Raw genomic sequence first — 25082 nt, 5'->3', positions numbered from 1 at the left:
TCAGAAATGAGCCACTTCAATGTCTATTGAAAACAGATAAAATCTGTTTTTCTGCAGCGAATTGAGCGATTTTTTCGATTGTATAACCAGATTCATGAATATAAAACATCATTTCAGGCGTCATCGGAGAGGACATACAAAGTGTCGTCAGTTCAATATTCTGTATATTCGCTTCCCCTTTTTCATCTGCTTCTTCTAGCAAATCACGAATCATTTGCCTAAGCGATTGACTGTAATGACAGTCATACACTTTGCTTGTCTGCTCTAAATTCCCAGATATCGTAAGCATCCGAATCCAGTCTAAATGATGACCGACAATGAGATGAATTTCTTCGAGCACATAACGCAAACGTTCACGAACCGGCTGGTCACTGATTTTGCTCAAGTAAAGATGCAAAGCAGGGATCAGCTGTTCAAATTTTTCTCCAAGGATCGAAAGGCACAAATCACTTTTATTGGCATAACGGCGGTAAAGAGTACCCTGCCCAACACCAGCTGTTTTGGCAATTTTATGCATGCTGACATTTTCCACGCCAAATTCCTGAAACAAAGTAAAAGCGACCTCTTCAATTTCCTTCCCAATATCCTTTTCCATGATGCTTCACCTTCTTTACCTTCATCCATATTGCACTTCTCTCTATGTGTTCAATCAAAATTTTTTAGTTTTCATTAGGACAATTGTACCGGTATTATCTTACGGACAACTGTCCGCTTTGTCAATCATTCTTTAGTAAATAGCCTGAAAAAGATCATTTTCTTTCGTAACTTCCTATGAAATAAGAGAAAATCTAGTAAAAAATCCTCTTTAATATCATATATTAGACCGATTTTCCATTTCGAGAGAATCATGTATGATCAATTAAGAAAGCGCTTTCAAAACAAGAGAGGGGAATGCCTACATGTCTTACCGTGTGAAACGAATGTTGATGCTGCTTGTCACTGGAATAGTATTGAGTTTATCCACATTTACTGCGGGTGCCTCGGCCCAAACAGGCGGATCGTTTTATGAGCCTTTTAACAACTATAATACGGGGTTATGGCAAAAAGCCAATGGGTACTCGAATGGAAACATGTTTAACTGTACGTGGCGTGCAAACAATGTCTCCATGACGTCGTTAGGGGAAATGCGATTATCGCTCACAAGTCCTTCCTATAATAAGTTTGACTGCGGAGAAAACCGTTCCACTCAAACATATGGCTACGGGCTTTATGAAGTCAGTATGAAACCAGCCAAAAATGTTGGGATCGTGTCTTCGTTCTTTACTTATACAGGACCGACTGATGGTACGCCTTGGGATGAAATTGACATCGAATTTCTTGGAAAAGATACGACAAAGGTTCAGTTTAACTACTATACCAATGGTGTAGGAAATCATGAAAAGATCGTCAACCTTGGTTTTGATGCAGCAAACTCTTATCACACGTATGCATTTGACTGGCAGCCCAACTCGATCAAATGGTATGTGGACGGACAATTAAAACATACTGCCACTACTCAAATCCCTCAAACTCCAGGAAAGATTATGATGAACCTCTGGAATGGTGCAGGTGTCGATGAATGGCTCGGCTCCTATAACGGTGTTACACCACTCCACGCGCATTATAACTGGGTGCGTTACACAAAAAGATAACCACACCACAAAACCTGTGACAAGTCACAGGTTTTTCTTCATTTAAATAGAGCTGGTTTTTAGTTGATGAACTAGCTTTTGTTCATAACTGTGGATAATATCTTCATAACTTTCTATCTTGTAATCTAATCGCTTAATCGTCTCTTCGATTTCCTTTTGCTTTTCTACAAGTCTTTCTCTCTCATTGACCAAAATACTTTTTCGCGAGGACAGGGTATGATCCTCGCCCTCGATAAATAAAGCCGTATATTCTCGAAGTGCATCAATTGAGAGACCCGCATTTCTCATACATTTGATAAATTCAATCCACTGAATATCCTCTTCTGCATAATCACGAACACCGTTTTCATCACGACGGATCGGTCGAATCAAACCAATATTCTCGTAGTATCTGAGCGTAGCAGTAGATAAATTGAGCTGCTTGGCGGCTTGTGCTATTTTCATTGTTTTCACCCTTCTCTTCTTCTTCTCTCACCTTATGAAAAATGAAATTCCTTCTTCTCATCATCTCCAATTTGATAGAGAACGCAAGATGCTTTTGGCTCAATTCTTTATTTAAGGATGTTGAAAAGCCTGAAGAGGGTTCTCTATTGACTTAGAGTTCACTTTAAGACGTACAGTATAGAAGTAGAACAGAATCTTACTTTTGAAAGGATGATTTAGAATGTGTCAGACGCACCAATCAAACGTTTTAAGTGTTTCACATGCAAAAGCGAACTTTGAACGGACAACCATTGAACGAAGAGCGCTTCGTCCACATGATATTTTAATTGATATTCAATTTAGCGGGATCTGTCATTCAGATATCCACAGCGCCTTTGATGAATGGGGCGGCGGTATTTTCCCAATGGTTCCGGGTCATGAGATTACTGGAGTCGTGGCCGATACCGGCGATGATGTGACGAAGTTTCAGATCGGAGACCGCGTAGGTGTTGGCTGTTTTGTTGATTCCTGCGGCACCTGTGAATATTGCCAAAATGGAGACGAGCAATATTGCAAGAAAGGAGTCGTCCAAACCTATAATAACCTCGATTATGACGGGGAACCAACTTACGGCGGCTATAGTCAGAAGATTGTCGTGACAGAGCGCTTTGTCGTCAGCATTCCAGATCAACTATCCCTTGATGTCGCAAGTCCTCTTCTCTGCGCTGGCATTACCACTTATTCTCCGTTAAAGCACTGGAAGGCAGGTCCTGGCAAAAAAGTCGCCATCGTCGGGATGGGCGGACTCGGTCATGTGGCCATTCAATTCGCACGTGCACTTGGCGCTGAAGTCACAGTATTGAGCCGCTCTATGAATAAAAAAGAAGAAGCACTGTCATTTGGTGCAAAAGACTATTTTGCTACAAGTGATCCTAATACCTTTCAGACACTAGCCGGACAATATGACCTCATTCTCAATACGGTCTCTGCCAATATCAATATAGACGCCTATTTGTCCCTACTTCGTGTGGATGGAACCTTAGTGAATGTCGGTGCACCACCTGAGCCAGATCAATTCCACGTCTTTTCATTGATTACTGGCCGCCGCAGCATTGCCGGTTCACTCGTTGGCGGCATCCAAGAAACACAAGAAATGCTCGATTTCGCAGCTGCTCACCATATCGCACCACAAATTGAAGTGATCAACGCAAGTCAAGTTGATGAAGCGTATGAACGTGTGCTGAAAAGTGATGTGCGTTATCGGTTTGTCATTGATATTTCGACATTATGATCGGATTCTATCTGGAAAGACCAGCTCAATGGCTGGTCTTTTTTAATGGTGGATTTCCTGTTTTTCTTGTAGTGAGATTCTAGAGGATAAGTTCAAAAATCATCCAACATTTTCATGAAATAATCTCTTTTTTTTAGAACTAAATTTATTGACAAAAAATAAATAAACATGTTATTATTAAAAATTTGATTATTTTACCCCTAAGTGTGGTACCCTTAAAGTAGATACATGATATGGAGGCGGATGATATGTTTCAAATTGGTGATAACATTGTTTATCCAATGCACGGAGCAGGTATAATTGAAGCCATAGAAGAAAAAGAATTTTCTGATGAAAAACAACAGTATTATGTGATTAATATGTCAATCAGTCATATGAAAGTGATGATTCCAACACGGAAAATATCGGGTTCACGCATTAGACCTGTTACAGATATACTGGCATTAAACAATGTGATGGACATTTTCCAGCATGGCGAATCAGTTCAAATACCGACATGGAAAGAACGGCATACAATTAATACAAACAAAATAAAAACGGGTAGCATCCAAGACGGTGCTGAAGTTGTACGTGACCTGATGCGTATGAAAAAAGAGAAAGCACTAAATGCAAGTGAAAAGAAAATGCTAGATGATGCCCATGAATTTTTGCTAAGTGAATTAGAGGTCATCGAAGGGATTACAGAAAAACAAATCAAAAGTTTCTGTTAAGAACTCTGCCGCTCTTTTGGGCATCCCTCACCATTTTTGAATTCAAGTTCTCTGATCCACCCTTCAATTAATGAAAGAAAAAAGAATTTATTTAGGCAAATTCCGCATATTGTAAATCCAATATGCTATACTGTTGATAAACCTTTGAAGCATGAATTTTTTTACGATTACCTTGTAACATCTCCCTACTTGTACGCTGAGTAGGGTTTTTTATTGAAGAAATAAATGAAAGCACAAAAAAAACAGGCTCTCTACAGAGAACCTGTTTTATAAAAATGAAGATTAAGCAGTTTTTTGAACGTTAGCAGCTTGAGCTCCACGAGAACCTTGCTCTACGTCAAAAGTTACTTTTTGACCTTCGTCTAAAGATTTGAATCCGTCACCTTGGATAGCTGAGAAATGTACGAATACATCGTCTCCTTCTTCACGTTCGATAAATCCAAAACCTTTTTCTGCGTTAAACCATTTTACTGTACCTTGTTCCATGTTTGTTGCCTCCTAGTGCGTTATCACACAATGTATTATACTATCCTTGCCCAAAGTATCCTCAAGACGAAAAGTCTTTCTTCATGCTATCCTTTACGCCGAACAAAAATAATTAATCTTATTGTAACATGATTCGGAAATAATTGCAATTTAGGATTTAAAAGAGCACAAAATGTGCTATGGTAACACAAATAATACAGGGATTTAATGATGAAACGTTCATTTAGCTATGTTCAATCATTTGCGCATAAAATATGTTATTTTCAGCACGAAAAGCAATCTTTATCTAAATTCTCTCTAAAATTGACTGAACAAAGTTAGTTTTTCCCTCGGCATATTTGTGTTTGTCTTTTTTATTTAAACTTGATAGGTTCAGTTTGAGCTGCTCGTACTCATTTCTCACTAATTCGTTACTTCTTAAATAATCCCTGAAATTTAACTGTTCAAGTAAATACCTATTGCCTGTTTGATACATATGGATTTGGTGTGTACGTGGTTCTCCTTTGTTGAAATAGTGTCTTTCAGGTAATACATTGATTCCTCTATATGAATAACCAAGCTCTTGCAAAGCTGTTACACACTGTTTCCCGTCAAGAAAACAATCTATTTCAATCGCAATATCTATAATGGGTTTCGCACTCAAACCATTTACTGCTGTACTTCCAATATGATGCACATTCACCGTGCACTGCCCAATGACCTCTACTATTCGTTTCTTTTCCCTTTCAAATTCTTTGCCCCATTCAGCAGACCAAGGAACTAAAAAAACTTCCCCTCTTGGTAAACCAAGCATAAGCTCCACCCCTCCTTATTATTTCGTTGTTTAGTTGGAAATTTCAATAGTTTGAAGCCTTTCGATCGATTAGAATGACATTTATTATATGATAACTCATACAAAAAGCCCACTCACATAAGATGAGTGGACTTTTTCGTTCAGAAACTATAAAAATCATTAATACAGCCACGAACCCGAATCAAGAAATTTTCTATTTATACAAAGGTGTACAACTACATATTTTTCGACTCAAGTCTGTTTAACCAGTTATGGACTAGTGAGTTAAATACATCGGGTTGTTCGATTTGCAGGTTGTGGCCAGCCATATCAAGCACTCCAAAGGTTGCCCTTGGATAGTCTTCGATCAGCCGCCACGCATCGTGATATCCAACTACATTGTCTTGACGCCCTGTGATAATGAGCGTGGGATACTGAAATTCAGATGAAATGTCGAAGGTATAGCCATATCCATTTTGAAGAATGTTATTGATGAATTCATGATTTGTTTGTTTAGAAGGAAGGTAAATTTCATCTCGAAACCTCTCCCATTCCGGTTTTCCTTGCACAACTGCCATGGAGCAAAATTCATCCGTCTCCTCTGGAGAGAGTTGTGATATCAAGCTGCTTTTATAACGGTCTTCTCTGGCACGACTCTTTGATCGAATACAGGTATAGTCATTGGGGCCACAAGTAGTAATCCACGAACGGTTTCTAGGCGTGAATGAACAATACCTCTAGCTATGTACCCTCCATACGAATAACCACAAACAATAAACTGTTCATCAGGGATAATTTCGTCCAAAAGACGCAATACCGCTTCTAACATATCATCAGAATTCTGAATAGATGGATGCGGCTCGGAACGTCCCATACCCGGTAAGTCTATGTATATTCTCTTCCAACCGCTTTGTTTTTCAAATACCGGTTCAAATGCATGTAACATCACTTGATGGTCAAGTGTCCAACCATGCAATATAACGATCGGAAATCCTTCTCCAATGACTTTATGATAAATTGACATGTATTTGCATCCCCTTTTCTAGCGCTTCCCTAGTAATCTCAAGATTTTTTGTTGTTTTTCTTCAACATAGCTTAAAGTGAATAAAATCTTTGTTAGGAAGCTATGCTATGATTCCCTAACGAATTTCTCACGTAGATGGATTTTATTATGACTTTGATTTTTCTAATTGGTTTTCGCCCCATAAAAGAAGTTGTTCAAATATAGGGATCAGCTCTAGTCCTGCCCCAGTCAATGAATATTCTACTCTTGATGGAACTTCATTATACTGAACTCGTTGAACAATTCCGTTTTCAATCAGGTCCTTTAATGATTGATTGAGCATTGTTCCTGTAATTCCATACACTTTACGCTTTAACTCATTATATCGAATCTCCTTGTAACTACATAGTACAGCTAAGATTTTTAAATTCCATTTTCCCGCTAATATATTTAATGCATAACTCGCTGGAGCTATCGCTTTATTCAGCTCACTTTCAGTCATATTTTATCCACCCCTTAGTCAGTTTTTCCTTCCTTAAGCAGTTTATATTGCGTACTTGTTAAATCAATTCCATTTATTATAATCAAATATGTAAACCGTGTCATCCATGTATTAGAGAGCCAAATTGATTATAAAAACCCTTCAAGTCAATACTTTTTCAAGGAGATGGAGTGAGTAAATGAAAAATGAACAGATGCGCGCTGCACAATACACTAATTATGGATCACCGAATGTTCTTTTTGAAGATTCTATATCAAAACCTGTTATAGAGTCTGGAGAAGTACTCATTCGTGTACATGGGTCGAGTGTAAACTCTATGGATACGCTGTTTCGATCAGGCAAGTTGAAACTATTAACGGGTAATCAATTCCCTAAAGGGACAGGGGCAGATTTTTCTGGAGAGGTTGTTGAAGTAGGATTGAACGTAAAAAGTTATCAATTAGGTGATAAAGTGTGGGGAGTTCTTCCTATGAATATCAGGAGCCAAATTGGTAGTGCCGCTGAATATGTAGCTATATCACCTGAGAAAATATCTAAAACTCCTACAAAGATTGATCTCATACAAGCCGCGGCATTGCCTGGCGTAGGTGCTACTGCAATTATTGCCTTAAAATATCAAGCTAAACTTAGAAGAGGCGAAAATTTACTTGTACGTGGTGCAAGTGGAGGAGTCGGAAGCATTGCGATTCAAATTGGAAAAATGTTAGGTGCTCATGTAACTGCTCTTGCAAACGAAAAACATCTCACTTTTCTTCAAGAGCTAGGTGCAGACGAAGTACTTGATTATAAAAAGACGTATCCTACTGATCTTAAAAAGTTTGATGTAGTCATGGACACAGTTGGAACTGACCTCAAACATTATAGGCGCCTGCTTACAAAGAACGGAAGAATGGTTACTATTGGATTTCCTAGTTTTTCGTCTTTCATATATATATTAGCTTCAACTACTTTCGGTTCTCGTAGAGTTCGCACATTCAGCGCAAACCCCAAAAATGAACTTTTAAAAGAATTAGCATCTTATGTAGATTCCAACAAGGTCAGACCAGTTGTTGATAGCATTTATCTTTTATCTGATGTTGCCAAAGCTCATCATTCCTTAGAAACTGGAGGTGGACGAGGAAAACGTATCATAAATTTACTTGATAACAAATAAACCATCAAATGACATGACATTATTCAATTTTTCTGTTGTAAGAGGTACATGCTTGGTAGCCATTTCAAATCTTCCAGCTCTTCTAAAGTATTCAGCTGCTTCTAATGCAAAGTCTTCAATATCACTATACATTTTCCTACTTTTTAAGAACCCAAAACATCGGTCTAACAAATGCTTATCTTCTTTTAAATACAGACCTTGAAGAATGTTAAATTTCGAAATATACTCGACATCCATACAATTCAAATATTTTACATGTTATGATGAATTTGTAATAAAACCAAACTGAGGGGGAAGTATTATGAATAAACTTTACAAGGGATTAATTGTTTCAGTATTATCAATTTCTTCATTAGCTCTTCCAGCTTTAACAAATCAAGCTTCTGCGCAAGAACCTGCAAAAATTCACAATATAGCAAAGCCTACAAATGAAATTGGAACGGTCGATTTCCATATGCTAAGAAACTCAAACGTTGGATTGCTGTATGGCTATACAAGATGGGAAATCATCTCTGGCAGTCACCTTATTAGCATTAGTTCTAGTGGTGTCGTATCTTCTTACTCATCACTGGGCACGGCGTTGGTTTATGCCTATGATATAAACGATAATTACGTCATTTTTAAGATTACAGTTGAACCTCGATAATTAAAAAAGTCCACTTACTTAAGGTAAATGGACAAATTCATTTAAAAGTGATAAAAAATTAAAAAACCAAAGGTTTACCACCTTTGGTTTCTTAGATGCGGCCGAGAGGACTTGAACCTCCACGGGTTATTCACCCACTAGGCCCTCAACCTAGCGCGTCTGCCATTCCGCCACGACCGCGTGTATGATGTGCTCATATATTCATAAGTGCACTGTTTGAAAAAACAATGCGGGTGAAGGGACTTGAACCCCCACGTCATAAAGACACTAGATCCTAAGTCTAGCGCGTCTGCCAATTCCGCCACACCCGCGTGACAATGGTGAGCCATGAAGGACTCGAACCTTCGACCCTCTGATTAAAAGTCAGATGCTCTACCAACTGAGCTAATGGCTCATCTGCTATGCAGAAAAACATATAAAAAAATGGCTGGGCTAGCTGGATTCGAACCAACGCATGACGGAGTCAAAGTCCGTTGCCTTACCGCTTGGCTATAGCCCAACGAATCAAAAAACAAAACATGACCCGTACGGGATTCGAACCCGTGTTACCGCCGTGAAAGGGCGGTGTCTTAACCGCTTGACCAACGGGCCATAAAATAATGGCGGAGAAGGAGGGATTTGAACCCTCGCGCCGCTCGCGCGACCTACACCCTTAGCAGGGGCGCCTCTTCAGCCACTTGAGTACTTCTCCATTATGGCTCCGCAGGTAGGACTCGAACCTACGACCGATCGGTTAACAGCCGATAGCTCTACCACTGAGCTACTGCGGAATAATAAGACATGTTTCATTATATATATGCCAGAAAAATGTGTCAAGAATTTTTAAGCGTTTCATCCCTGCTTCATTTGCGACGGCTTTTATAATTTAACATATACTAATATAACAGTCAAGCCTTTTTCCATGCCATTTGTTTACTTGGCATAAAGCCCCCGACCTCTTCACGTAGACCAAGGGCCTTGATGCAGCCTTCCATGAGATTAAGACAGATGAAACTTTCTCATCCATTTATAAAAAGTACTTCTTGGCACTCCTGCTAGCCTCGCTGCTTCTGACACATGACCTTTTGTTTTATGCAGTGCTTCTATCACTGTTTGCTTTTGAATGCGTTCCCTGAATGTGAGTTCTTTTGGAGTTTCAGTACACTCTGCTGGATACAGCTTCTGCTTTTTCTGATCAATCGCCTCTAATACTGAAGCATATTGCGATTCACCAATCCATCCGCCTTGCGGAAAGAGGACCCTTAGATGTTCAAATAGGTTAAAAAGCTCTCGTATGTTTCCTGGCCAATGATACTCCTGTAATTTCTGAAAAAATGATTCAGGAAACGCCGCATGCCAGTGGTGCTTCTTTTGATAATAGCGATATAAACCATGAATGTCTTCTTTTCTTTCTCTAAGCGGCGGGATGTTGATTGGATAGACATGAAGTCGGTAATATAAGTCTTCTCGTATTTTTCCTTCCTTCAGCAGTTCGTTCATATTACGGTGAGTCGCTGTAATGATTCGAATATCCAAAGGGATTTCGTGTGTCCCGCCAAGCGGTACGACTGCCCTTTCTTCTATCACCCTAAGAAGCGCTACTTGCATCGCATATGGGATTTCGCCAATTTCGTCTAAAAAGAGTGTTCCTTTATGAGCTTGTTCAAATTTCCCTTTAGCTCCGTGACGTTTTGCCCCTGTAAAAGCCCCTTCAGCATAGCCAAATAATTCGCTTTCTAAAAGGCTTTCAGGAATGGCTCCGCAATTAACAGCAATAAACGGCCCTCTATGCCTTTCACTGGCAGAGTGAATAGCTCTAGCGGCCAGTTCCTTTCCTGTACCTGTTTCTCCCCAAATATATACATTTGCATCTGTTTGTGCCGCTCGTTTCATTTCGCTGAGCGTCTGTTGAAATACCTTACTTGTTCCGGATTCCCCGGGAAATTGAGCAAAAGAAACGGTTATGCTGCTTTTCGCTGCTTCTTCAAGGGAAAGGGATATACCTAGCATCTTTCCATCTTGCTCTGATTGAATGATCTGCTTTCCTCTGATAACAAATGGATGATCCTTAAGCCGCTCGACATCCATTCCATACCAGTCTGAAAATCGTTCTCTAATCGACCTGCTGGCAGAAACAATTTGCTTTTTTTCATTACAGACCACATACGGTTCGTCTGCTTCCACCTGCTGGAGACAGTGAGTGATTAGCTCCATCTCCCTCCTTTTTTGCTGGACTTGAATTTCTCTCTCGATGGCATAAGCAACCGTTGAAGCCATTCCAAGCATAAAAGGGTGCTTGTTATCCGTCATACAGGAGATGTCAATCACCCCTATGATTGTACCGTCTGCATCGCGAATAGGAGCGGCTGAACAACTCCAATGGTGAGAGGCGATAGAAAAATGCTCAGTTCCATTGATCGTCACCGCTTCTCCGATGACGAGTGCCGTTCCGATCGCATTTGTCCCTACATCAGTTTCGGTCCAGCGCGAACCCTCCATAAAATTAATTCTTCTTGCTTCCACCATCGTTCTTTCGCTTCCTGTCAGACTTAGCACATAACCGTCTGCATCGATGAGTAAGGCCAGCATGTCAGATTCTTTTAATTGCTGACTAATTTTATTTAAGTAAGGGAGAGCCGCATTTAGGAATAATGAATATTTCTTTTTTTGGGCACTGAATCTTTCCTTTTCTAACAACGACTGTCCTTTATCTAAATACGGATTCACATTTGCCTGTTTACACCTGTGCCATGATTCCACCACTCTCTTATTCAGACGAGACTGATCAAGCAAACCTTCACGAACAAAACGTTTCCACGTATTTAAATAACAAGGCGTCGGATTCATTCCATCCTCTCCTCTAGGGGCTTTTTATTCATTATAGATAATTATAAAAGCGCTTTCAATTATCATTAGCTAACCCAAGAAGTCAATCGGATAGAAAAGAAGCCTTTTTCAGCAGTGTACCGCTCGTCCAATGGTTTGCAGCAAGGCTTCGTGTATCGCCTCTGAAAGTGTCGGATGTGCCGCAATAAACTGCTCTAAAGTATCAGCGGTCAGCTCTGTATGCATCATCACCGCCGCTTGTCCAATCAGTTCTGTTGCATTTGGTCCGATGATTGAAACACCTAATATTTCTTGATATTGCGGTTCTACAATGACCTTTACGTGACCGGCTGGTTGATTTAAGATTAATGCTTTTCCATTTGCAGAAAATGCACATGTCCCTATCCGAATCTCCTCATATTGTTTTCTAGCACTCTCTTCATTTAAACCAACACTGGCGATTTCTGGAGAGGTGTAGATGCACCTCGGAATCACTTGCTCATTCATCTTTACATGTTCACCTGATGCATGGGATGCCGCAACCGTTCCTTCATGAAAAGCAGCATGAGCAAGCTGGACCCCACCTGTTACATCACCGCACGCATAGATATGCGGGTGATTGGTTTGCATATGTTCATTGACGTAGATGCCGTTTCTATCAAAATCAATACCAACCTGATCAAGATTCAATTCTCCAAGCTGCGGATTTCTGCCAATGGCCACTAAGCAAAGATCCGACTGAATTTCACACCGCTCTCCTTGATTATTCTCCACCACTACTTTTCTTGAAGAGGAATTAAGCTGTTTGACTGCGGCGGACGTCAAAATGTCTACACCCGTTTCTTCGAGCTCATCGTGAAGACATTGTGCTGTATCACGATCTTCTTCAGGTAAAATGTGCACTGCCCGTTCAACCATGACAACCTTTGATCCCATTCTGCTAAAGATGCTCGCAAACTCACAGCCGATCACCCCGCCCCCAATGATGCAAAGCGAATTTGGTATTGAAGAAAGTGACATGGCATCCTTGCTGTGAATGATCCATTCGCCATCAAAAGGTGCAAAAGGTAAAGCAGCAGGCGCTGCCCCTGATGCAATAATGATTTGTTTTGCTTGAATGATGTCAGACTTCCCTTCACTTTCTATCAATAGCTCATGTGCTGATAGAAATGAAGCCTTCCCATTCACCACGGTAACTTTGTTTTTATTCATCAAGTAGCGAACACCATCAGTGAGCTGCTTGACGACAGACTGCTTCCGTTTTTGGACAGCATTCCATTGGATGATAGGCTCATGTTCTGGAAGCTCAATTCCAAAATGTCCAGCCGATTTCACATGCTCATACATATCGGCGCTTTGCAAAAGTGCTTTGGTCGGAATACAGCCTTCATTGAGGCAGGTCCCCCCCAGCTGACCTTGATCAATTAACACAACCTCCCTGCCGAAACGGGCGGCTGTTATGGCCGCCACATAACCTGCTGGTCCGCCTCCTATAATGACCAGTGTCATGGTACGTTCACCTCCTTCCTATAAAAGAGTGGATATTGGTTCTTCTAAATGTGCTTTGACCGTTGATAAAAATGCGGACGCCGGCGCTCCGTCCAGCACGCGGTGATCAAACGTAAGACTGAGAGGCAGGATGGTCCCTTTGCACAATTCATCATCTCGATAAACCGGGGTGTCATACATTGTTCCGACGCCCAGGATACCCGCTTCCGGCGGATTCAAAATTGGTGTGAAATGCTCTACACCATAGGCTCCAAGATTGGTCAATGTAAAGGTCGAACCTTGGATTTCATCATGGAGAAGCTTTCCTTCACGTGCTTTTTGGCCATAAAATTTAATGCTCTTCGCTAGCTCTATCAGCGTTAACCGCTCCGCATGCTGAATGACCGGTACAGCCAATCCGTTATCTAACGCAGCAGCAATCCCAAGATGAACATTCTCAAAGGTTTCCACAACTCCGTTATGATATTGACTGTTCATCGCAGGATGTTCTAACAACGAAAGGATCGCTGCTTTGGCTACAAAATCGGTGATGGTCAACTTTGTATCGTAACGTGCTATGGCTGTTCCATTTAGCTGTTGTTGTAAGTTTGTAAGTTGTGTCACGTCCGCTTTCATCGTAATGGTTAATTGTGCACTTGTTTGCAGGCTCTCCATCATTCTTGAGGCAATTGTTTTCCGCATCATGTTAATAGGCTGATGCTCTGTCTCATTTTGTTTTTTCTCTTCTTGTTTTTTCTCTTCCCGTTCAGGAAGCGCATGAAGCACATCCTCTTTCGTAATTCTTCCACCTGGTCCTGTCCCCACGAGCGTATCAATGTCTAGGTTTGCGCTATTCGCCATTTTACGGGCAACAGGTGAGATTTTCTTTCTCTCTTTCTTTGGTTTTGACTGGTTGTCTCTAGCTTTCTTTTCCTCCACTTGTTCATTTCCTTCACCGATATAGCAGATGACCGTGCCAGGCGGTACACCTTCTCCCTCTGACACTTTTATATCCAATATGGTTCCTTCAGCAGGTGATTCGATCTCCATTTCAATTTTTTCGGAGTTGATGCTTGCAATGCTTTCTCCTTTATTTACGGTCTCACCAACCTCCTTATTCCAGACAGATACCGTTCCTTCTTTCATCGACATGCCCAATTTAGGCATCACAACTTCGACAGCCATCTCCCTCTCTCCTTTCTTTAGTTCAAGATCTTCTCATGACTCTTGCCAATCATCTCTAATACAGTGTTCACAACTTTATCAGGTGTTGGCAGATATATATCTTCAAGAGGTGGTGAAAATGGTACCGGTGTATGAGGAGCCGTCACTTTTTTGATTGGAGCATCAAGTAAATCAAATCCTTTATCTGCAATCAAAGAAGAGATATCTGCGGCAATTCCGCACCTTGGATTTGCTTCATCGACAATGACAAGTCGATTTGTTTTTTCTACTGAAGTCAGAAGGGCCTCTTCATCGAGCGGCGACAAGCTTCTTGGATCAATCACTTCCGCTTCAATACCTTGAGCAGCTAACTCTTCTGCTGCTTCGAGTGCTGTATGCACTTGTTTGCCTACTGCAAAGATTGTTACATCAGATCCTTCTCTCTTCACATCTGCTTTACCAAGCGGCAGTGTGTAATACCTCTCCGGCACATCTCCTGTGATATTGTAAAGCGTCTTGTCTTCAAAAAAGATGACAGGGTCCTGATCCTCGATGGCTGCCAGCAGCAGCCCTTTGGCATCATATGGTGAAGAAGGCACAACTACTTTCAAACCAGGGATGCTTGTAAATAGTGCATACAAACTTTGCGAATGCTGGGCCGCTGCTCTAAAACCCGCCCCATGTGTCGTTCTAATTGTGATTGGCACCTCTGCTTTTCCGCCAAACATGTATCGAAATTTTGCGCCTTGATTCAGGACTTGGTCCAGACAAGTACCGATAAAATCATTAAACATAAGCTCCGCAATTGGTCTTAGCCCTGTTGACGCAGCTGCCATAGCCGCACCAACATATCCAGCTTCACTAATCGGTGTGTCAAGGACACGCTCACGTCCAAATTCCTGTACGATTCCTTTCGTTACACCAAGAACACCGCCCCATGCTTCATCATCCTGTAAGTGATCTACATGAGCGCCTCCCGCAACATCTTCTCCCATTAAAATGACATCTTCGTCTCTTCTCATCGCCAGTTTAATCGCTTCATTCAAAGCACTAGACATGCTGATTTCTCTTGTCATTTCCCTCTCCCCTTTCTGATTTATTGATACGAAACATACACGTCGGTCAATAATTCGGATTGATCTGGATATTCACTTTCTTCACTGAATCTAACCGCTTCATCTATCGCTTCTGCTACAGCCGCTTCAATACTTGATATCTCTTGATCCGTCAGCAGCTGCTCCTTTAATAATTCATTTTTAAAAAGCGTGATGGCATCTTTCTCTTCTTGGTGTTCTGTTTTTTCTTGGCTTGTTTTGTAGCGCTGGGCGTCTCCTTCAAAATGACCATAATTCCGATATGTCATGCATTCAATCAATGTCGGACCTTCTCCATTTTTTGCTCGTTCTATCGCTTGTTCTGCTGCTTGATAAACGGCTGTCACATCTTTTCCATCTACTTGAATACCCGGAATACCATAACTGGCGGCTCGATCCACAATCGATTTGCAGCTTGAAGCATAGGAAAATGGCGTCGCTTCCCCGTAACCATTGTTTTCTGCGATGAAAATGACTGGCAGTTTCCAGATAGCGGCGAGGTTGATTCCTTCGTGAAAAGTCCCTTGATTGTTTGCACCATCCCCAAAAAAGCAAACGCTTACATTATCTGTCTTTTTATATTTAGCTGTGAGGGCTGCCCCGCACGCAAGTGGAAAGCCGCCTCCAACAATTCCGTTGGCACCGAGCATTCCTTTATCAAAATCTGCAATGTGCATAGATCCACCTTTTCCTTTACAAAGGCCTGTGGCTTTTCCATAGATTTCTGCCATCATTCCTTTTAGATCACAGCCCTTAGCGATACAATGACCGTGGCCACGGTGAGTACTTGTAATACTGTCTTGTTCATTCAGATGAGCGCAGACTCCGACAGCAACAGCTTCTTCACCAGCATAAAGATGGACAAAACCTGGCAAGATCCCTTTTGTAAAAAGCGTGTGTACTTGATCTTCAAATTGGCGGATTTCCTGCATTTTTTGATACATCCAAACGGCTTTTTCTTTTGTGAGTGCCATTTCCATGATAAAACCTCCTATCTTTTTTGCTTGCACTTCTATACAAGCAAAAAGCGTGCCAACATCATGGCGCTTGAAAGCCTAGGCTTTGAGCGATTCACATCGATCAAAAAAGAGACAAAATGAGACTTGCGTCTCTATTTGTCTCAATGTGTCTACTTCATCTCACAAAAAAAGCATCCCTAAAGGAATGCTTATCACTCTGAACCGATTGTACGCTTCCATTTTAATTTTCCTTTGCAGACGCCGCACACATAACGAGAGGTATCAAACCGTCTTTTCCTGATAAAATACTGACCGCATCCTGTGCAGACATATTCATGCCGTTTCTGTACACGCCGTTTATTTTGTACGGTCTTTAGCGGTGTACAAAAACGCGGGGCTCCTACTTGTTTTAATAACTCTTTAAAGGAACGGTCACGATGCTGATAGCCTTTCCCCTCAAGATGCAGATGATAATGACACAGCTCATGCTTAATGATCCCGATTAATTCTTCTCGTCCATGTTCCTCTAGGTATCGGCGGTTCAGTTCGATATTGTGTGTACCAAGTAAATATCGCCCGCCTGTCGTTTTGAGACGGTCATTAAAAACAGCCTGATGGCGGAATGCCTTACCAAAGAAATGCTCAGAAATATGCTCTGTTAACTGCTGTAACTCGCTCTCCTTCAATCAAGATCGTTCCTTTCTATAAAAACATCGAACAGGACAATTTCCCCTTTGCATACATTGAAGGTACACCCACTGTTTTGATCAAAGGAGGAATGGGCGATGCCCAACTGGCTGAAAAATCAGATGCAGAAGGCTTTTTTCGAAAAAAATCATTACCAAATCAAGTTGCTGAATCAATGCTGGTACTTCTACAGAAAAAAAAATTCAGTCACATCAAGGCACACCCCATCCTAAGGTGCGCCTCGTTTTTTGTTTACTCTGGTTTCAGCATGGAGAGGGCAACGCGGCCTTTTACCTGTTCAACGGAGTCCACCCATACAGTCACAATGTCACCAACTGATACAACGTCAAGCGGATGCTTCACAAAACGGCTGCTGAGCTTAGAAATATGGACAAGCCCGTCCTGTTTTACACCAATATCAACGAATGCGCCGAAGTCTACGACGTTTCTTACCGTTCCTTGCAGCTCCATTCCTTGCTTCAAGTCCTCCAATTTCAACACATCTGTTTTTAAAAGAGGTTTTGGTACTTCATCGCGCGGATCACGCTCGGGTCTTGTCAGCTGATCGATGATGTCCTGAAGTGTAATGATACCAATATCAAGCTGCTCTGCTGCTTCATCCAGTTTGACCTCTGCGATTTTCTCCTTTAATTGCTCTGTGCCAAGATCATTTGGTGTCATCTTGATCATGCGTAAGAACTGTTTTGTTTCTTTATAGCTCTCTGGGTGAATACCTGTCCGATCAAGTGGATCTTGTCCATCTGCGATGCGCAGGAAACCGATACACTGCTCATAAGTCTTTGCCCCAAGTCTTGGAATGTCCTTTAGCTCTTTTCTGCTTGTGAATCTCCCAATCTCTTCGCGGCGCTTGATGATATTCCCTGCGACGGCTTTTGAAAGACCTGACACATATTGCAGCAGCGCCTGTGAGGCCGTATTGACGTTCACACCGACTTGGTTGACGACCGTCTCTACCACGAAGGTTAACGAGCTGTTTAATTGCTTTTGGCTCACGTCATGCTGGTATTGGCCCACTCCGACAGACTTCGGATCAATTTTCACGAGCTCTGCTAAAGGATCTTGTAATCTTCGAGCAATGGATATGGCGCTTCGTTCTTCGACTTGCAGGTCTGGAAACTCTTCTCGCGCCAGTGCAGACGCAGAGTATACGCTTGCTCCTGCTTCATTCACGATCAAATAGGAGACCGGCTGATCCAACTCTTGAATGAGGTCTGCAATGAATTGTTCAGTCTCTCTTGAGGCTGTTCCGTTTCCAATCGCAATGACTTCAATATTTGACGATTGAATGATCTCTTTCACTTTTTGTTTGGCTTCCGCTTTTTTCTGCACAGGCGGATGCGGGTAAATGACGCCGATATGATGGACTTTGCCCGTATCATCCACGACGGCTAATTTACAGCCTGTACGAAACGCAGGGTCCACTCCAAGTACACGTTTCCCTTTCATCGGCGGCTGAAGTAGTAGTTTTCTTAAGTTTTCAGCAAAAATATGAATCGCTTGTTCTTCTGCTTTTTCTGTCAGCTCTTTGCGTATTTCTCGTTCGATGGAAGGCTGAATGAGGCGTTTATACGCATCGTCAATTGCCGCTTCGATAAACGGTCTCGCCGTCGTCTGTTTGCCTTTTATGACTTGTTTGTCGAGATAGAAACGAATATTTTCAGCAGGTGGCTCGATGGCTGCCTTTAAGATGCCTTCTTTCTCTCCACGATTAACCGCTAGTACACGGTGAGGCACTATCTTTTTGATGGGCTCTTGATAATCGTAATACATTTCATAGACATTTTTTTCATCGCTTTCGATGTCTTTTCCTGATGTGACTAGACTGCCCTTTTGGTACGTTTCGCTGCGAATCCATTTCCGCATATCAGGATCATCTGCCAGCTGTTCAGCAATGATGTGCTGCGCGCCTTCCAGTGCCTCTTCTACACTTGTTACTTCCTTTTCTTCGTTGATAAAAGAAGCGGCCTTCTTCTCGATCTCATCGTTTGGTAGCGTGAGTACATATTCAGCCAGCGGCTCGAGCCCTTTTGCTTTGGCTACATTTGCTTTTGTTTTACGTTTTTGTTTGAATGGCCGGTATAAATCTTCGACCTCTTGCAGTTTATGAGCCTGCTCAATTTTTTGTTTTAATTCATCCGTCAGTTTGTCTTGTTCTGCGATTAATCGGATGACTTCTTCTTTTCGGTTCATGACATTTTGGATATATGTATAGCGCTCTGAAATGGTTTGAATTTGCACCTCATCCAGTGAGCCTGTCTGCTCTTTCCGGTAACGGGCAATAAACGGGACGGTGTTGCCATCCTCTAAGAGCTTGATGACACTTTCAATTTGTTTTGTTGAAAGCTTTAATTCTGTTGCAATTTGTTTCAATAAAAAGTCAGATGTCTTCATACTTTGCATCCCCTCACTGTGTCTTCTCTTTTAGTGTATCAAAAAAACCGGCAAAACAGAAAAAAGGTCAGCTATTTTACGTGAGCTGACCAAGTACATAGGTGAGATCGTCCTTCTTGTCTTGTGTGTATGTTTCAAGTTGTTTGGCAATGTCTGCAACTGAATGACTATGCTTTAAACACATTCTCATGTTTGGCACATTCAATCCGTCTGAATACATAATGAATGTTGATCCTTTTTCGTAGGAATAGGTGTATGTTTTATATTTTCTAGGTTTCCCTGATAAGTATCCTGATGTCGGAAGTGGATAAATATAGTCGCCAGAAGGGGCATTCAAGATGAACCGAATATTACCAACCGAACAATAGGTAAATTGCTGCTGGGAAAAATTCACCTTTAAGATCGCAACTGTGGCTCCGCGTTTATTTTTCATCGCCTGATTGCATCTTTCGATGAGGGTCGTCATATCCTCATGTCCATATTCTTCGACAATTTCGCTGACTAAAGAAGATGATTCATTGGCGAACTGACCGCTGCCTAATCCGTCTGCCACAGCACAAATTAGTTCTTCATCATCTGCTTTAATAAAAAAACTGTCCCCGCAGCATGATTTCCCTTCTTTATTCGATTGATAGATAATGGCATTCACATGCTCGTGCTGTTCAATCTGCTTCATTACCCTAGCTCCATAGACGCATCTTCTGATAATGCATCTCGTAGCTTTTTAACTGCCTTCCGTTGCAGTCTCGATACATGCATTTGGGATATCCCTAGTAAATCGCCTGTTTCTTTCTGACTCTTATTTTGCAAATAAGTCAGGTTGATAATCTCTTTTTCTCGATCTGTCAGAACATGAAGCACACTCTCAAGCATCATTTTTTGGTTTACACGTTCGTAGCCCTCTTCTTGTGAGCCGACAACGTCTAAAATGGTGACTGTACTTCCTTCAGAATCAGCCTCTACGCCTTGGTCAACAGACAGTGCTTGATAGCTTTTGCCCATCTCCATGGTTTCCAGTACTTCTTCCTCTGTCACATCTAGGTACTCTGCAATTTCTTGGACTTTCGGTGATTTTTGCGTCTCTGTTGTTAGATGATCAACGGCCATCTTGATTCTTGGTCCAAGCTCTTTGATCCGCCTTGGTACATGGACACTCCATGTTTTATCTCGTAAAAAGCGTTTGATTTCCCCGATGATGGTTGGAATGGCAAAGGCTTCAAATGATTTACCGACGAGTGGGTCATATCGCTTAATAGCGCCAAGTAAACCAATCATTCCAACTTGTCTGAGATCCTCATGAAAGCTTTTTCCTTTTGAATATTTTTTTGCCAACATATCGACCAAGTTTGTATAGCATTCGACCAGCGTGAGCTGCGCCTGCTCATCTTGGTTGGATTGATAGCTTTGGATAAGGCGATCCACTTCATCTTTAGTTAGTTTCATAGTTTTGGATGGTTGTGTCATGGTCAACTCGCTCCCTGTTTAAAAACTTTGTCATCGCAACGGTAACTCCGGAGTTTGCTTGCACCTCGACTTCATCCATCAATGTTTGCATTAAGTATAAACCAAGACCTCCTTCTGCCAATTGATCCACCGTATGAGCAGATGTGTAAGGCCCTAATCCTTCCTGCTTTTGCTTAAAGTCAAAGCTACCGCCTTTGTCAGCAACAATGATTTCTAGACGATCCTCATAGACAAGAAAGCGAACTGCTACCTCTCCATCTTCGCCATGTTCACCTTTATAGGCATGCTGAACTGCATTTGTACAGGCCTCACTGACGGCAATTTTTAAATCTTCAATCTCTTCGTAAACATAACCCATTCGGCTTGCTACGCCTGAAAGAGTCAGGCGGATGATGCCTACGTATTCTGGTTTCGCTGGGATTTTCATCTCGATTAGATCTACTGATTCGTTCATTGTACCCCACCCTCTGTCTTTGCAGAAATGTCAATGATGTCCTTTAGTCCAGTAATTTCAAACAACCTTACAAGCCGTTCTGACAAGTTCTCAAGCTTTAGTGTTCCACCTGCTTTTTGAGCCGCTTTAAACAGCCCAACAAATACACCTAATCCTGTACTATCCATATACGTAACATCCTTCAAACAAATTTCAAGATGCTCTCCCGCCTCGGCTTTAGGCATGAGTGTTTCTCTTAGCTGTGGAGCAGAGTACACATCGATTTCTCCGCTGACACTAATTTTCGTTTTTTGATCTATTTGATGCTCTTTCACTGTCATATTCATTATGCATTCACCTCGAAATTCTTGTTTCCTAGAATTTTATATACCCGCATCTTCACTTTCTAAACCTTTCTTTTGAGCACAAGTAAAGTGAAGTCATCGTGAAGCTGAAAATCTTGTAGCTTGAGTAAGCTGGCATAGATAGCATCGACCATTTCCTGAGCTGAGTAGGATAGGTGCTCTGCTATAAGCGCTTTGATATCCTCCCGCTCTAAAAAGCCGTCCTCCGACTTAGATTCTGTGACACCATCAGAGAATAAGATCACCATATCTCCTATGTCCAAATGCTTCTCATACTGCTTATAATCAAAATCTGGTGCGATTCCAAGTACAAGCCCTTTTGCATCTAAATCGTAAAATTGGTTCTCTTTATTGCAATAGAAAAAGCCCGGCTCATGACCAGCCGATGCATATTTAAATTCATGCGTTTCTTTATTATAACTGCCATAAAACATGGTGATAAACATACTTGGGTCTACGTTTTGCTCGACAACACGATTAAGGGTTTTCAGCACTTTAGTTGGACCGCTCCCTGACTCAGGCAAGGAATCCATCGCATATTTAATCATCGACATACAAAGCGCAGCTGGGATTCCCTTTCCAATGACATCTGCGATCGCAATATTAATCGTATCGTGATCCGTCACAAAATGGTAATAATCTCCACTCATCTGTTTTGCCGGTACACTGATCGCCCCAATATCGAACGTATCTCCTTCTGGAATTTTCGTTTCCAGAAGGGTTTGCTGAACATTTGCAGCAATTTCAATTTCAGATTTAATTTCTTGCTGGATGCCTCTAAGTGTTAAATGTTCCTGATAGGCAAGTCCGTACCCAATCATGACTTCAATTAAGAAGTCTAGTGAATGAAAAACATCTTCCGGCAAATCAGGGTAAAGCTCCTGAATCACTTTTCGGTGAACACTCACTATTTCTTCAGGAGGTATTTGATGCTCAATGGTTTTACGGCTAAATTTTTGAGCTTGATAAAGCGATGTTTCAGTTAAATCACTGATATAACGACTGAGCAGCTGATGGTACCGCTGCTCCATTACCTCCTTAAAATCCATGGTTTCCCTCCTAGCGAAGCCACTTAACAGCTTGTATCTCCGTTCCTTGTTCTGGTGCAGAATCTAATTTAAATTCATCCATCAGTCTTCTGACGCCCGGCAAGCCTGCTCCGAGTCCGCCTGATGTAGAAAATCCGTCTTCCATCACTTTACGTATATCCATGATGCCAGGCCCCTCATCGGCTGCGATGACCTTGAGTCCACGCTTTCCGCGCTCCATCACTTCTTCTATACAAATCTGACCTTTACCAGCGTATAAATAGATGTTTCGAGCTAATTCTGAAATGGCCGTCGTAATTCTTGCTTGGTCAACTGTTCCAAAACCAAGTTCTTTTGCAACATTGCGCCCCAATTGTCTTGCTGCGACTATATCCCATTCCGTCAATATTTTCACACAGGATTGGTCTTTCATATCTATTCCCCCAATTCCCGCTTCAGTGTCTCAAGCCCTTGTTCAAGATCTAGTGCTGTCTGAATTTCTTCCAGTGATATACCAAGTTCAATAAGCGTCACAGCGACTGCCGGCTGTATTCCTGTTAATACAACTTTTGCCCCCATGAGCTTGGACATGGTGATCACATCACCTAATACCTTTGCGATAAATGAATCAATCATATCGACAGATGTTAAATCAATGACAACACCGTTTGCTCCTGTTTCATGAATTTTATTCAGTAAGTCTTCTTGAAAGTGAAGAGCTGTTTGATCATCAAGCTCCCACTGTATTGAAATCAGAAGACAGTTATATAGTTTTAAGATTGGAATCTTCGGGTGATTTCTCAATTGGTTATCCCTCCAATGAAACAATTTTTCGATTTGTCATTTCCAAAGCAGTTTGAATTCCTTTTTGAAGGGTATTCTTTGTTGTAACCTGTGATAAATCAATTCCAAGGTTAACGATCGTTTGGGCTATTTCTGGGCGAATACCGACAAGTAAACACTTCGCTCCTACTAATCTCACAGCCTCTGACGCTTGAATGATATGGTGGGCCACCATTGTGTCCACGACAGGTACACCCGTGATATCAATTAAGACGACCTGTGAGCGATGTTTGACAACACCATTGAGCAGGTTCTCCATAATTTTTTTCGCACGATCTGTATCAATTGTTCCAACAAGTGGCATGACGGTGATGTGCTCAAATACAGGAATTAGCGGGGCAGAAAGTTCCTGCAGCGCCATTTTTTGAAGGCTGACGGTTTTTTCCCATGAGATGGAGTACTGGTTTAAGATCTCGTTATGGATAGGTGTGATGAATCGATCGATTTGCCAAATGAGGTCATGACTTTCTTGTGTTGTATCTTTGTCATCGTTCATTTTTTCATATAAATGTGTACGGATTTCCGTTAGACCGTTTGCCAGTAACTTAAGTGATATACCCATTTGAACAATTTTTAAAGCAAAATTTTGCACTTTTTCTTCAAAATCCTCACTATACCCCTCTGAAAGAGATGTAATGATTAGTTGAACATATTCCGAACAGATGGTTTCATACATTTTGTCGTTCAGCATCATGTCCGTTTCTTTTTCTCCGAGTCGTTTTAAAATGTCCGTCCACTCTTTTTCTAATTCCTTTTGATGCTTTCTTGCAAAAGCTAACACGATATGATTCGACATGTTTTACCCCCTACTTACATTTAAAGCTCTTCTTTAGTCTTTCTTCATTATAACGTTAATAAAAATTGAACACAAAAAAAAGTTGCTCCAGTAGAGCAACCATATCTCACCATATTAAAAATCAATAAGAGCCAAACTAACTTGTAAGGCTTCATCAACCTTCTCCATCATCTCATCATCAAGATGTGTGATTTTATCTGTCAATCTTTGTTTATCGATTGTACGAATCTGTTCCAAAAGAATGACAGAATCTCGTTCAAAGCCGTAGCGCTTTGCATTAATTTCGACGTGAGTCGGTAATTTCGCTTTTTGTATTTGGGCTGTTATGGCTGCAACGATAGCAGTCGGGCTAAAGCGATTTCCAATGTCATTTTGAATCACCAATACCGGGCGAACCCCGCCCTGCTCGGAGCCAACAACAGGAGATAAATCAGCAAAGTAAACATCACCGCGTTTAACAATCAAATGTTTAACCCCCGCTGACTAATCGCTCAACTGTATTCTCAGCCTCAAACTCTGCGTATTGTGCCTCTGAAGAGATATTCAGATTAATTTTCGCCATCTCCATGTAGCCGCGTCTCATCGATTCACGATTTTGTCGAATATTACGTTCACGAATATACGTTTTTGTCGCTCGGTAGATCAATTCATTTCTTGTTACCTTATCCTGCTCTGCTACTCGTTCGATCTCAGACATTAAAGCCTCCGGCAGTCGAATCTTCATTTCATTTGTTGCGCTGGATTCAGACAAAAAACATACACCTCCACAAAACTTACGGATACCGTATCGATCCATTCCAAGACTAATCATACCATTATTCAATGCACAAGCAAAGCTGTTTCATGATTTCTTTTTTAGATGATGATATTGCGTTCGGCCACCCGTAAATCAAGATGATAATGGAGTTCCTCTTTCCCATTATACGC

General features: G+C 41.5%; 28 protein-coding genes, 7 tRNA genes and 1 pseudogene. 6 read left to right on the top strand and 30 right to left on the bottom strand.

Features of this window, described 5'->3' with window-relative positions; genetic code table 11:
* Positions 1 to 16: 16 nt before the first annotated feature.
* Positions 17 to 595, bottom strand: coding sequence for a TetR/AcrR family transcriptional regulator (locus tag MKY18_RS02715; RefSeq protein ID WP_044140592.1), 579 nt, complete (start codon positions 593 to 595; stop codon positions 17 to 19).
* 304 nt (positions 596 to 899) lie between these two features.
* Here MKY18_RS02715 and MKY18_RS02710 point away from each other — a divergent pair, with 304 nt between their 5' ends.
* Positions 900 to 1631, top strand: coding sequence for a glycoside hydrolase family 16 protein (locus MKY18_RS02710; protein WP_065097497.1), 732 nt, complete (start codon positions 900 to 902; stop codon positions 1629 to 1631).
* Positions 1632 to 1673: 42 nt separating this feature from the next.
* Here MKY18_RS02710 and MKY18_RS02705 read toward each other — a convergent pair whose 3' ends face one another.
* Positions 1674 to 2075 carry a MerR family transcriptional regulator gene (locus tag MKY18_RS02705; protein WP_044140590.1) on the bottom strand — a complete coding sequence of 134 codons (402 nt, stop codon included), beginning with the start codon at positions 2073 to 2075 and terminating at the stop codon, positions 1674 to 1676.
* A 220-nt stretch (positions 2076 to 2295) separates the two neighbouring features.
* On the opposite strand from MKY18_RS02705, the gene MKY18_RS02700 reads away from it, so the two are divergent.
* Both MKY18_RS02700 and MKY18_RS02695 read left to right on the top strand, forming a co-directional pair.
* Complete coding sequence (locus tag MKY18_RS02700; protein WP_044140589.1) at positions 2296 to 3345, top strand: NAD(P)-dependent alcohol dehydrogenase; 1050 nt, start codon at positions 2296 to 2298, stop codon at positions 3343 to 3345.
* Positions 3346 to 3593: 248 nt separating this feature from the next.
* Positions 3594 to 4055, top strand: a complete 462-nt coding sequence (locus tag MKY18_RS02695) for a CarD family transcriptional regulator (protein ID WP_044140588.1) — start codon at positions 3594 to 3596, stop codon at positions 4053 to 4055.
* Positions 4056 to 4337: 282 nt separating this feature from the next.
* Here MKY18_RS02695 and MKY18_RS02690 read toward each other — a convergent pair whose 3' ends face one another.
* From MKY18_RS02690 to MKY18_RS02675, 4 genes and pseudogenes are all read right to left on the bottom strand, one after another.
* Complete coding sequence (locus MKY18_RS02690) at positions 4338 to 4541, bottom strand: cold-shock protein (protein ID WP_003214229.1); 204 nt, start codon at positions 4539 to 4541, stop codon at positions 4338 to 4340.
* Positions 4542 to 4827: 286 nt separating this feature from the next.
* The gene (locus MKY18_RS02685) at positions 4828 to 5334 is read right to left on the bottom strand and encodes a GrpB family protein (protein ID WP_185108413.1); all 507 of its coding nucleotides are present in this window, start codon (positions 5332 to 5334) and stop codon (positions 4828 to 4830) included.
* 215 nt (positions 5335 to 5549) lie between these two features.
* Positions 5550 to 6337 (bottom strand): annotated as a pseudogene (locus tag MKY18_RS02680) (alpha/beta hydrolase).
* A 145-nt stretch (positions 6338 to 6482) separates the two neighbouring features.
* A complete protein-coding gene (locus tag MKY18_RS02675; protein WP_034666063.1) occupies positions 6483 to 6818 on the bottom strand; it encodes a helix-turn-helix domain-containing protein in 336 nt (111 codons plus the stop codon).
* Between the two features lie 178 nt (positions 6819 to 6996).
* Here MKY18_RS02675 and MKY18_RS02670 point away from each other — a divergent pair, with 178 nt between their 5' ends.
* Together MKY18_RS02670 and MKY18_RS02665 are read left to right on the top strand one after the other, a co-directional pair.
* Positions 6997 to 7971 (top strand): NAD(P)-dependent alcohol dehydrogenase, encoded by a 975-nt coding sequence (locus MKY18_RS02670; RefSeq protein WP_185108411.1) that lies wholly within the window; start codon positions 6997 to 6999, stop codon positions 7969 to 7971.
* A 301-nt stretch (positions 7972 to 8272) separates the two neighbouring features.
* Positions 8273 to 8617 (top strand): hypothetical protein, encoded by a 345-nt coding sequence (locus MKY18_RS02665; RefSeq protein ID WP_034620217.1) that lies wholly within the window; start codon positions 8273 to 8275, stop codon positions 8615 to 8617.
* A gap of 96 nt (positions 8618 to 8713) precedes the next feature.
* Here the strand turns inward: MKY18_RS02665 and MKY18_RS02660 are convergent.
* The 13 genes from MKY18_RS02660 to MKY18_RS02600 form a co-directional block, all read right to left on the bottom strand.
* Positions 8714 to 8797, bottom strand: a tRNA-Leu gene (locus MKY18_RS02660).
* Positions 8798 to 8845: 48 nt separating this feature from the next.
* Positions 8846 to 8928: transfer RNA gene (locus MKY18_RS02655), tRNA-Leu, on the bottom strand.
* Positions 8929 to 8935: 7 nt separating this feature from the next.
* Positions 8936 to 9011: transfer RNA gene (locus MKY18_RS02650), tRNA-Lys, on the bottom strand.
* Positions 9012 to 9041: 30 nt separating this feature from the next.
* A tRNA-Gln gene (locus tag MKY18_RS02645) sits at positions 9042 to 9116 on the bottom strand.
* A gap of 20 nt (positions 9117 to 9136) precedes the next feature.
* Positions 9137 to 9208, bottom strand: a tRNA-Glu gene (locus MKY18_RS02640).
* Between the two features lie 9 nt (positions 9209 to 9217).
* Positions 9218 to 9308 (bottom strand) — tRNA-Ser (locus MKY18_RS02635).
* Between the two features lie 4 nt (positions 9309 to 9312).
* A tRNA-Asn gene (locus tag MKY18_RS02630) sits at positions 9313 to 9387 on the bottom strand.
* A 208-nt stretch (positions 9388 to 9595) separates the two neighbouring features.
* The gene (locus MKY18_RS02625) at positions 9596 to 11443 is read right to left on the bottom strand and encodes a sigma-54-dependent Fis family transcriptional regulator (RefSeq protein ID WP_185108394.1); all 1848 of its coding nucleotides are present in this window, start codon (positions 11441 to 11443) and stop codon (positions 9596 to 9598) included.
* 108 nt (positions 11444 to 11551) lie between these two features.
* Positions 11552 to 12931, bottom strand: coding sequence for a dihydrolipoyl dehydrogenase (lpdA, locus tag MKY18_RS02620; RefSeq protein WP_268507531.1), 1380 nt, complete (start codon positions 12929 to 12931; stop codon positions 11552 to 11554).
* An 18-nt stretch (positions 12932 to 12949) separates the two neighbouring features.
* On the bottom strand, positions 12950 to 14095 hold the full coding sequence (locus MKY18_RS02615; RefSeq protein WP_185108390.1) for a dihydrolipoamide acetyltransferase family protein: 1146 nt from the start codon (positions 14093 to 14095) through the stop codon (positions 12950 to 12952).
* A gap of 17 nt (positions 14096 to 14112) precedes the next feature.
* The gene (locus tag MKY18_RS02610) at positions 14113 to 15150 is read right to left on the bottom strand and encodes an alpha-ketoacid dehydrogenase subunit beta (RefSeq protein ID WP_185108388.1); all 1038 of its coding nucleotides are present in this window, start codon (positions 15148 to 15150) and stop codon (positions 14113 to 14115) included.
* A 20-nt stretch (positions 15151 to 15170) separates the two neighbouring features.
* Positions 15171 to 16148, bottom strand: coding sequence for a thiamine pyrophosphate-dependent dehydrogenase E1 component subunit alpha (locus MKY18_RS02605; RefSeq protein ID WP_185108386.1), 978 nt, complete (start codon positions 16146 to 16148; stop codon positions 15171 to 15173).
* A gap of 191 nt (positions 16149 to 16339) precedes the next feature.
* On the bottom strand, positions 16340 to 16813 hold the full coding sequence (locus MKY18_RS02600; protein WP_065097540.1) for a SprT family protein: 474 nt from the start codon (positions 16811 to 16813) through the stop codon (positions 16340 to 16342).
* A 99-nt stretch (positions 16814 to 16912) separates the two neighbouring features.
* Here MKY18_RS02600 and cmpA point away from each other — a divergent pair, with 99 nt between their 5' ends.
* Positions 16913 to 17047, top strand: a complete 135-nt coding sequence (gene cmpA / locus MKY18_RS02595) for a cortex morphogenetic protein CmpA (RefSeq protein ID WP_113768720.1) — start codon at positions 16913 to 16915, stop codon at positions 17045 to 17047.
* A gap of 19 nt (positions 17048 to 17066) precedes the next feature.
* On the opposite strand, the gene MKY18_RS02590 is transcribed toward cmpA, so the two are convergent.
* The 11 genes from MKY18_RS02590 to MKY18_RS02540 all read right to left on the bottom strand — a co-directional run bounded on the left by MKY18_RS02590 (position 17067) and on the right by MKY18_RS02540 (position 24906).
* Positions 17067 to 19226 (bottom strand): Tex family protein, encoded by a 2160-nt coding sequence (locus tag MKY18_RS02590; RefSeq protein ID WP_185108385.1) that lies wholly within the window; start codon positions 19224 to 19226, stop codon positions 17067 to 17069.
* A 76-nt stretch (positions 19227 to 19302) separates the two neighbouring features.
* On the bottom strand, positions 19303 to 19902 hold the full coding sequence (locus tag MKY18_RS02585) for a PP2C family serine/threonine-protein phosphatase (protein WP_044140574.1): 600 nt from the start codon (positions 19900 to 19902) through the stop codon (positions 19303 to 19305).
* Positions 19902 to 20690 carry an RNA polymerase sigma factor SigB gene (gene sigB, locus MKY18_RS02580; RefSeq protein WP_012009000.1) on the bottom strand — a complete coding sequence of 263 codons (789 nt, stop codon included), beginning with the start codon at positions 20688 to 20690 and terminating at the stop codon, positions 19902 to 19904. The genes MKY18_RS02585 and sigB overlap by 1 nt, the downstream gene beginning before the upstream one ends.
* Positions 20656 to 21144: an anti-sigma B factor RsbW gene (gene rsbW, locus MKY18_RS02575; protein ID WP_044140573.1), complete on the bottom strand. Its 489-nt coding sequence runs from the start codon at positions 21142 to 21144 to the stop codon at positions 20656 to 20658. Before rsbW ends, sigB begins: the two co-directional genes overlap by 35 nt.
* A complete protein-coding gene (locus tag MKY18_RS02570) occupies positions 21141 to 21470 on the bottom strand; it encodes an anti-sigma factor antagonist (protein ID WP_044140572.1) in 330 nt (109 codons plus the stop codon). The genes rsbW and MKY18_RS02570 overlap by 4 nt, the downstream gene beginning before the upstream one ends.
* A 59-nt stretch (positions 21471 to 21529) precedes the next feature.
* Positions 21530 to 22537, bottom strand: coding sequence for a PP2C family protein-serine/threonine phosphatase (locus MKY18_RS02565; protein WP_185108382.1), 1008 nt, complete (start codon positions 22535 to 22537; stop codon positions 21530 to 21532).
* Between the two features lie 10 nt (positions 22538 to 22547).
* A complete protein-coding gene (locus tag MKY18_RS02560; RefSeq protein WP_003214085.1) occupies positions 22548 to 22949 on the bottom strand; it encodes an anti-sigma regulatory factor in 402 nt (133 codons plus the stop codon).
* A gap of 2 nt (positions 22950 to 22951) precedes the next feature.
* Positions 22952 to 23320 (bottom strand): RsbT antagonist protein RsbS, encoded by a 369-nt coding sequence (rsbS, locus tag MKY18_RS02555; protein WP_003214235.1) that lies wholly within the window; start codon positions 23318 to 23320, stop codon positions 22952 to 22954.
* 4 nt (positions 23321 to 23324) lie between these two features.
* Positions 23325 to 24155 (bottom strand): RsbT co-antagonist protein RsbRA, encoded by an 831-nt coding sequence (locus MKY18_RS02550; protein ID WP_044140569.1) that lies wholly within the window; start codon positions 24153 to 24155, stop codon positions 23325 to 23327.
* 114 nt (positions 24156 to 24269) lie between these two features.
* Positions 24270 to 24620: a type II toxin-antitoxin system endoribonuclease NdoA gene (gene ndoA / locus MKY18_RS02545; RefSeq protein WP_003214169.1), complete on the bottom strand. Its 351-nt coding sequence runs from the start codon at positions 24618 to 24620 to the stop codon at positions 24270 to 24272.
* 4 nt (positions 24621 to 24624) lie between these two features.
* Entirely contained in the window at positions 24625 to 24906 is a 282-nt protein-coding gene (locus MKY18_RS02540; RefSeq protein WP_003214273.1) for a hypothetical protein, read from the bottom strand.
* Positions 24907 to 25082 lie beyond the last annotated feature (176 nt).

It is taken from the genome of Bacillus sp. FSL R7-0672 (assembly GCF_038601465.1).
Taxonomy (GTDB): domain Bacteria; phylum Bacillota; class Bacilli; order Bacillales; family Bacillaceae; genus Bacillus; species Bacillus pumilus.
Note: the sequence above shows the minus strand (reverse complement) of the source record. Positions and strands in the feature narration are given on the sequence as shown.

Bases quoted from the DNA above. Each gene is read 5' to 3' on its own strand.
- cmpA (WP_113768720.1), top strand. From the start codon at position 16,913: ATGCCCAACTGGCTGAAAAATCAGATGCAGAAGGCTTTTTTCGAAAAA.
- MKY18_RS02685 (WP_185108413.1), bottom strand. From the start codon at position 5,334: ATGCTTGGTTTACCAAGAGGGGAAGTTTTTTTAGTTCCTTGGTCTGCT.
- MKY18_RS02560 (WP_003214085.1), bottom strand. From the start codon at position 22,949: ATGAAAGACCAATCCTGTGTGAAAATATTGACGGAATGGGATATAGTC.
- MKY18_RS02610 (WP_185108388.1), bottom strand. From the start codon at position 15,150: ATGACAAGAGAAATCAGCATGTCTAGTGCTTTGAATGAAGCGATTAAA.
- MKY18_RS02615 (WP_185108390.1), bottom strand. From the start codon at position 14,095: ATGGCTGTCGAAGTTGTGATGCCTAAATTGGGCATGTCGATGAAAGAA.
- rsbW (WP_044140573.1), bottom strand. From the start codon at position 21,144: ATGAACGAATCAGTAGATCTAATCGAGATGAAAATCCCAGCGAAACCA.
- MKY18_RS02625 (WP_185108394.1), bottom strand. From the start codon at position 11,443: ATGAATCCGACGCCTTGTTATTTAAATACGTGGAAACGTTTTGTTCGT.
- MKY18_RS02590 (WP_185108385.1), bottom strand. From the start codon at position 19,226: ATGAAGACATCTGACTTTTTATTGAAACAAATTGCAACAGAATTAAAG.
- MKY18_RS02700 (WP_044140589.1), top strand. From the start codon at position 2,296: ATGTGTCAGACGCACCAATCAAACGTTTTAAGTGTTTCACATGCAAAA.
- MKY18_RS02665 (WP_034620217.1), top strand. From the start codon at position 8,273: ATGAATAAACTTTACAAGGGATTAATTGTTTCAGTATTATCAATTTCT.
- MKY18_RS02715 (WP_044140592.1), bottom strand. From the start codon at position 595: ATGGAAAAGGATATTGGGAAGGAAATTGAAGAGGTCGCTTTTACTTTG.
- MKY18_RS02705 (WP_044140590.1), bottom strand. From the start codon at position 2,075: ATGAAAATAGCACAAGCCGCCAAGCAGCTCAATTTATCTACTGCTACG.
- MKY18_RS02570 (WP_044140572.1), bottom strand. From the start codon at position 21,470: ATGAATATGACAGTGAAAGAGCATCAAATAGATCAAAAAACGAAAATT.
- MKY18_RS02670 (WP_185108411.1), top strand. From the start codon at position 6,997: ATGAAAAATGAACAGATGCGCGCTGCACAATACACTAATTATGGATCA.
- sigB (WP_012009000.1), bottom strand. From the start codon at position 20,690: ATGACACAACCATCCAAAACTATGAAACTAACTAAAGATGAAGTGGAT.
- MKY18_RS02585 (WP_044140574.1), bottom strand. From the start codon at position 19,902: ATGAAGCAGATTGAACAGCACGAGCATGTGAATGCCATTATCTATCAA.
- MKY18_RS02710 (WP_065097497.1), top strand. From the start codon at position 900: ATGTCTTACCGTGTGAAACGAATGTTGATGCTGCTTGTCACTGGAATA.
- MKY18_RS02675 (WP_034666063.1), bottom strand. From the start codon at position 6,818: ATGACTGAAAGTGAGCTGAATAAAGCGATAGCTCCAGCGAGTTATGCA.
- MKY18_RS02690 (WP_003214229.1), bottom strand. From the start codon at position 4,541: ATGGAACAAGGTACAGTAAAATGGTTTAACGCAGAAAAAGGTTTTGGA.
- MKY18_RS02695 (WP_044140588.1), top strand. From the start codon at position 3,594: ATGTTTCAAATTGGTGATAACATTGTTTATCCAATGCACGGAGCAGGT.
- MKY18_RS02605 (WP_185108386.1), bottom strand. From the start codon at position 16,148: ATGGAAATGGCACTCACAAAAGAAAAAGCCGTTTGGATGTATCAAAAA.
- MKY18_RS02565 (WP_185108382.1), bottom strand. From the start codon at position 22,537: ATGGATTTTAAGGAGGTAATGGAGCAGCGGTACCATCAGCTGCTCAGT.
- MKY18_RS02550 (WP_044140569.1), bottom strand. From the start codon at position 24,155: ATGTCGAATCATATCGTGTTAGCTTTTGCAAGAAAGCATCAAAAGGAA.
- lpdA (WP_268507531.1), bottom strand. From the start codon at position 12,931: ATGACACTGGTCATTATAGGAGGCGGACCAGCAGGTTATGTGGCGGCC.